Source organism: uncultured Aquabacterium sp. (assembly GCF_947366995.1).
GTDB lineage: Bacteria > Pseudomonadota > Gammaproteobacteria > Burkholderiales > Burkholderiaceae_C > Aquabacterium.
The window spans coordinates 1-4,631 of the sequence record NZ_CANBCC010000118.1 but is presented as its reverse complement, the minus strand read 5'-3'; the positions used below and the strand labels follow the sequence as shown (position 1 = coordinate 4,631).

6 protein-coding genes are annotated in these 4,631 nt (G+C 64.2%); 4 read left to right on the top strand and 2 right to left on the bottom strand.

Annotated features, from left to right (window positions below; genetic code table 11):
* On the top strand, positions 1–352 hold a 352-nt coding region (locus Q0Z44_RS18110; RefSeq protein WP_298015382.1), incomplete at its 5' end, for a M48 family metalloprotease.
* Between the two features lie 3 nt (positions 353–355).
* Here the strand turns inward: Q0Z44_RS18110 and Q0Z44_RS18105 are convergent.
* Positions 356–1,390: an AraC family transcriptional regulator gene (locus Q0Z44_RS18105; RefSeq protein WP_054258074.1), complete on the bottom strand. Its 1,035-nt coding sequence runs from the start codon at positions 1,388–1,390 to the stop codon at positions 356–358.
* A gap of 86 nt (positions 1,391–1,476) precedes the next feature.
* Between Q0Z44_RS18105 and Q0Z44_RS18100 the strand changes: the two genes are divergently transcribed.
* The 3 genes from Q0Z44_RS18100 (at position 1,477) to Q0Z44_RS18090 (ending at position 3,617) form a co-directional block, all read left to right on the top strand.
* Positions 1,477–2,388: a sterol desaturase family protein gene (locus Q0Z44_RS18100; protein ID WP_008645847.1), complete on the top strand. Its 912-nt coding sequence runs from the start codon at positions 1,477–1,479 to the stop codon at positions 2,386–2,388.
* A 90-nt stretch (positions 2,389–2,478) separates the two neighbouring features.
* On the top strand, positions 2,479–3,183 hold the full coding sequence (locus Q0Z44_RS18095) for an SDR family NAD(P)-dependent oxidoreductase (RefSeq protein ID WP_008645848.1): 705 nt from the start codon (positions 2,479–2,481) through the stop codon (positions 3,181–3,183).
* Complete coding sequence (locus Q0Z44_RS18090; RefSeq protein ID WP_008645849.1) at positions 3,183–3,617, top strand: nuclear transport factor 2 family protein; 435 nt, start codon at positions 3,183–3,185, stop codon at positions 3,615–3,617. The genes Q0Z44_RS18095 and Q0Z44_RS18090 overlap by 1 nt, the downstream gene beginning before the upstream one ends.
* A gap of 106 nt (positions 3,618–3,723) precedes the next feature.
* Here the strand turns inward: Q0Z44_RS18090 and Q0Z44_RS18085 are convergent, their stop codons facing one another.
* On the bottom strand, positions 3,724–4,533 hold the full coding sequence (locus Q0Z44_RS18085; RefSeq protein ID WP_366517641.1) for a transposase: 810 nt from the start codon (positions 4,531–4,533) through the stop codon (positions 3,724–3,726).
* Positions 4,534–4,631: the final 98 nt, after the last annotated feature.

Below are 4,631 nucleotides of genomic sequence, written 5' to 3'. Positions count from 1 at the left end.
GCCAGTGCTAGCTTTTCGTACCGTCACTTATTGCACTGAAAACGAGGAGACCCCGTCTACGGCCTTTGCCACCGTGGTCCAGCGCGGCTATTCCCGGCAGGCGGAAACGCTCGCCGACGGACATGCCATCGCCGCAGTGAAGAAACTTTATGGTCACGCCGGCGGCGGCGCTTCGGTATTCGAGACTTTTGCGGCTTATCACACCGAACACGGCGGTGAAGCACCGTCCCTGCTCTCGACGCATCCGCTGGACGCCGAGCGCATCGAGCGGCTGCGGCAGGCCGCCGCGGATTGGGACCCTGTCCGTCAACCCCTGCGGCCACTGGCCCTGCCCATGCCGCCCCCTCAGTAAGGCTCAACCGGCCGCCGCCTGTCGCGTACGTGCCGGCGCGTGCCCGGTCCAGCGCTTGTAGGCACGCGCAAAGGCGCTCTGCTCGGAATACCCCAGCAGAAAAGCGATGTCCGTGAGACTCAGCGAGGCATCTTCCAGATAGCGTTCAGCCATTTCCTTGCGCACGCCATCGACCAGCTGGGTAAAACTTTCACCATGCTCCTGGAGCTTGCGCTGGAAGGTCCGTGGCGAGACGTGCAGCGCCGAGGCGACATGACTCAGCTCCAGTTCGCCATCTCCCAGCCGCTGCGCGATCAGGCGGCGGGCGCGGACCAGCGGATCGTCCGTGCGCGTGAGCGTCAGCAATTGCTGCTGGGCCAGGCGATCCATCAACTGGCGCATGGCGGGGTCCGGCTGGATCAGGCCCAGTCCCTGCCACGACTTCGGCACGATCATGCGGTAACTGTCCTGCCGGAAGCGTATCGGGCAGGCGAACACACGGCGCTGCTCGTCCAGGCGCTGCGGCGCCTCGTATGTGAAATCGACGCCCAGCGGAGAGATCGCCTGTCCGGTGATCCAGCGCACAAAAGTCAGCATGCCGGCGAGATTGAACTCCGCAAGCTGGCGGTAGCGGAGATCGGTCGAACGGTTCCAGCTCAACACGATCGCTTCGGCGTCGATCCGCACGTCCACCGGCGCAACGGTGATCACCAGCCCCTGATAGCGCTGCTGGGCGAGCATGGCCTCGCCCAGGGTCGTACAGGCCATGGCGACATAGCCGAGAACGCCGTAATGCCCTGGCCGGATGTGCTCGGCAACATGCACGCCGAGATCAGGATCCTGGGCCAGCACGGCGGCGCGATTGAACAATTCAGCCGCCTCCAGCTCGCTGACGCGCGCATCGCGGTCGTTGAGATCCACGTTCAGGCTCCGCTGCAGTTCGGTCGCATCGATCTGCCGCAGGCGCAAATAGTCGAACAAGGCCAGCAGATAGCTGACCGCGGTGCTGGGCGCGAGGGCCGCAGGGTCGTCGACTCCGGTCTTGGCGCGTGCTGTCATACAGATTGTCGTGCGGGGTCAAGCGGCAAGTGATACACAATGGAGAGAATGCTAACAGTCAATACATCGTGCGAATCGAGGAGCTTATGGAAACGCTGGACTGGTGGGCCAAAAACATCTTCTACATCGCCATGCCCTATTTTCTGGTCCTGATGGCCTGGGAGTGGTTCGCCCTGCGCCGCGCCAAGAGCAAGGGCAAAAGGGGCTACGAGATCAAGGACAGCAGCGTCAGCATCTCGCTGGGCCTGATCAAGCTCGGCATGCGGGCCCTGTGCGCAGGCTATACCGGCTGGCTGTTTGCTTTCGTCTATGAACATCGCCTGTTCACGCTCTCGCCCCTCGTCTGGTGGACCTGGGTGCTGCTGTTCTTCGCCGACGACTTTACCTATTACTGGTATCACCGCAGCGCGCACCGTTGCCGCCTGTTCTGGATGGAGCACGTCAATCATCATTCCAGCGAGCACTACAACCTCAGTACTGCGCTGCGCCAGTCGACCCTGGGCCCGGCGTATACCTTCGTGTTCTACCTGCCGCTGGCCTTCGTCGGCTTTCACCCGCTGGCGATTGCGGTGCAATTCGGCATCAGCCTGATCTACCAGTACTGGATCCACACCGAGGCCATCGACCGCCTGGGCTTCCTCGAAAAGTTCATGAACACGCCCTCGCATCACCGCGCCCACCACGGCAGCAACGGCATCTACATCGACAAGAACTACGCTGGCATCCTCATTATCTGGGACAAGCTGTTCGGCACCTTCCAGGAAGAGCGCCGCGACGTCCCGGTGAAATACGGCCTGGTGCACGACCTCAAGACCTTCAGCCTGCCCACCGTGATTTTCCACGAGACCGCCTTCATGCTGCGCCAGGTCTGGAACGCCAAGGGCTGGCGCAACAAGCTGGGCTGGATTTTCGGCCCGCCGGAGTGGTCGCCGGACGGTCCGCAATATCCGCCGGATCACCCCTACTGGCAGACGCAAGCGGCCACCAAGGCAAGCTGAAATCGCCGGCATGCGGGCTCACACGATTGCAGGATTCGCCCGCACATTGCCGTCTGCTTCAATAAACCAGATTCCTCATACGGAAACGCCATGCGCTTCGACAATCAGGTGGTGATGATTACCGGCGCGGCCGGCTCTCTCGGCAAGGCGGTTGCCGCAGGCTTTGCTGCTGGTGGCGCCAGGCTGGCGCTGGCCGACGTCAGCGAGGCCGTGCTGCAACAAGCGTATCCCGGCACCGCCGACACACGCCTGCTGCTGCCGGCCAACCTGCTCGACTCTGCCTCGGCGCAGAATGCGGTTAACGCCGCGATGCAGAAGTTCGGCCGTCTCGACGCCCTCTGCAACATCGCCGGCGGTTTCGCCATGGGCACCCCGGTGCATGCCACTGCGGCAGCCGACTGGCAAAAGATGCAGGACATCAACGTCGGCACCCTGCTCAATGCCGTGCGCGCCGCGGTACCGGCGATGCTGGCGGGCGGCGGCGGGAAGATTGTCAACGTCGGCGCTGGCGCCGGCCAGAAAGGCGTGGCGCAGATGGGGGCCTACAGCGCCTCGAAGAGCGCGGTGATCCGCATCACCGAAGCCATGGCCGGCGAACTGCGCGAGCAGAACATCAACGTCAACTGCGTGCTGCCCAGCATCATCGACACGCCACCGAATCGCGCCGCGATGCCAGACGCCGATCCGAAGAAATGGGTCGCGCCGGGCGATCTGGCGGCAGTCATCACCTTCCTCTGCTCCGAGCAGGCGCGCGCGGTGCACGGCGTCGCGCTGCCGGTCGTGGGATTGAGCTGATGAGCGGCAAGACGCGCGAACAGCAGCTCGACGAACTGCTCGACAAGCAGGCGATTTACGAGCTGATCATGGCCTACTGCAACGCTGCCGACCGCCACGATCACGTCAAGATGCGTACGCTCTATCACGAGGATGCGATTGACGATCACGGCCACTTCGCCAAGGGCCTGGCGATGGAATTCATCGACAAGCTGCCGGAAATCCAGAAGGCCATGGAAATCCTGCATCACAACGTGACGACCGTGAACCTCAAGCTAGCCGGCGACCGCGCCGAGGGCGAGGTCGGGTATAGGAAGTTCAACCGCCCTTTTTTGCGAGTCTGGCAGGTAGGAAGCGGCCGCGCAAGCGCCGCTTTGGGCACAGATCGGGCACAGATCGGGGGTTCATGCGTGGGTTTTCGACATCGCGGGGCCACGCAGCGGCTCAGTGCGTAGCCATTTCTCACCGAATCCCGGCACAGGGCCGAGCGCAGCCCTGCGGGGTCGTGGCCGCATCGGATCGGACTCTGGCTTGGCTGCCGGCTGCGTGGCCGGCACCTCGTCACGCGGCCGGCGGCGGGGCGCGCGCTGCGGGCCGGTAGTGCGCTTGCTCCAGCGCGCCGTGTTTCTCGAAGTGGGCGAGGATGGCGCGAATGGCCTTGGGGTCTTCGATGCTGGCGACGATCCGCACCGCGCCGCCGCAGTGGGCGCAGGTGGTGACGTCGATGGAAAAGACCCGCTTGAGCCGTTGCGCCCAGCTCATCGCACGGCGCTTCTGCTCGGGGCTGCGCGGTTCGTCGTGGGCGCTGACGTCCACCGGCACTGCATCGCTCGCAGGCCGCTTGCCGCGCCCCGATGGCGTCAGCTGCGCGCGCAGGTTTGCATTCGGGGCGAATACGCCGTGGAAGCGGGTGAGATGCGCGCGAGGTGGCGGGACCAGTGCCGCCAGCTTGGCGATGAAGTCCACCGCATCCCATTCGACATGCGTGGTCCCATTGCGCCACGGCGTCTTGAGCTGGTAACGCACCCTACCCTGCGGTGAGATCGACAGCCGCTGCTCGCTGATCGCCGGGCGCGTGATGTAGCGGCACAGCTTTTCGAGCTTGTGGCTCTCGTGTGCTTCCGCGGCCACGCCGGCATGCAGCGAGAAGCCGCCGACCTTGCCGGCATCGCCCTCCAGCGAGCCTGCGTCACCGGGCAATGTTTGCAGCGTGACGACCTTGCGGCCAGCGTCGCGACCGGTGGCGATGCGGTAGGTCATCGAACTCATCCGCAGCCCATCCATGCCGTCGTCGCTACCCGCGCTGTCGGACAGAAACACGGATTCGTCCTCGCCTTCCAGCCAGCCTTTGCGCGTCAGGTGCCGGCACACGCGATGCGCGATGGTGTTGGCCAGTTCCGTCAGTTGCGCCGATGTGGGGTCTCCTCGTTTTCAGTGCAATAAGTGACGGTACGCAAAGCTAGCACTGG